The organism is Sporosarcina sp. E16_3, assembly GCF_017347125.1.
Classification (GTDB): Bacteria; Bacillota; Bacilli; order Bacillales_A; family Planococcaceae; genus Sporosarcina.
The window spans coordinates 1-710 of the sequence record NZ_JADPRX010000082.1 but is presented as its reverse complement, the minus strand read 5'-3'; the positions used below and the strand labels follow the sequence as shown (position 1 = coordinate 710).

The following is a 710-nucleotide window of genomic DNA, read 5'->3' as shown; positions in this document are numbered from 1 at the left end:
GCTACTGCGGAATGGTGGGCCTAAGTGGACTCGAACCACCGACCTCACGCTTATCAGGCGTGCGCTCTAACCAGCTGAGCTATAGGCCCTCTTGGAGCGAGTGAAGGGAATCGAACCCTCATCATCAGCTTGGAAGGCTGAGGTTTTACCACTAAACTACACTCGCATAATAATGGTGGCTCAGGACGGAATCGAACCGCCGACACAAGGATTTTCAGTCCTTTGCTCTACCGACTGAGCTACTGAGCCACATATTTGGTTTACATTAAGTCGTTAGCTTATTCTAAACCTTATTGTTTTAATAAAAATGGCGGTCCCGACCGGGATCGAACCGGCGATCTCCTGCGTGACAGGCAGGCATGTTAACCGCTACACCACGGGACCATTTGGTTGCGGGGACAGGATTTGAACCTGTGACCTTCGGGTTATGAGCCCGACGAGATACCACTTCTCCACCCCGCGACAACAATATAAAGTATTCAATTGATAATGAGCTTAATTTGCTACATCATAATAAAATTTGGTTGCGGGGGCAGGATTTGAACCTGCGACCTTCGGGTTATGAGCCCGACGAGATACCACTTCTCCACCCCGCGACAATGTTATTTCTATAAATATAATGGTGGAGGATGACGGGCTCGAACCGCCGACCCCCTGCTTGTAAGGCAGGTGCTCTCCCAGCTGAGCTAATCCTCCTGGGTAAAAGTTGT

Annotated in this window: 7 tRNA genes; all 7 read right to left on the bottom strand. The window is 49.9% G+C overall.

What is annotated here, in order from left to right:
• Nucleotides 1-12: 12 nt before the first annotated feature.
• The 7 genes from I2483_RS19230 to I2483_RS19200 all read right to left on the bottom strand — a co-directional run bounded on the left by I2483_RS19230 (nt 13) and on the right by I2483_RS19200 (nt 696).
• Nucleotides 13-89, bottom strand: a tRNA-Ile gene (locus tag I2483_RS19230).
• 3 nt (nt 90-92) lie between these two features.
• Nucleotides 93-166: transfer RNA gene (locus I2483_RS19225), tRNA-Gly, on the bottom strand.
• Nucleotides 167-173: 7 nt separating this feature from the next.
• Nucleotides 174-249, bottom strand: a tRNA-Phe gene (locus tag I2483_RS19220).
• A 59-nt stretch (nt 250-308) separates the two neighbouring features.
• Nucleotides 309-384, bottom strand: a tRNA-Asp gene (locus I2483_RS19215).
• Nucleotides 385-387: 3 nt separating this feature from the next.
• A tRNA-Met gene (locus I2483_RS19210) sits at nt 388-462 on the bottom strand.
• Between the two features lie 59 nt (nt 463-521).
• A tRNA-Met gene (locus tag I2483_RS19205) sits at nt 522-596 on the bottom strand.
• A gap of 24 nt (nt 597-620) precedes the next feature.
• Nucleotides 621-696 (bottom strand) — tRNA-Val (locus I2483_RS19200).
• Nucleotides 697-710: the final 14 nt, after the last annotated feature.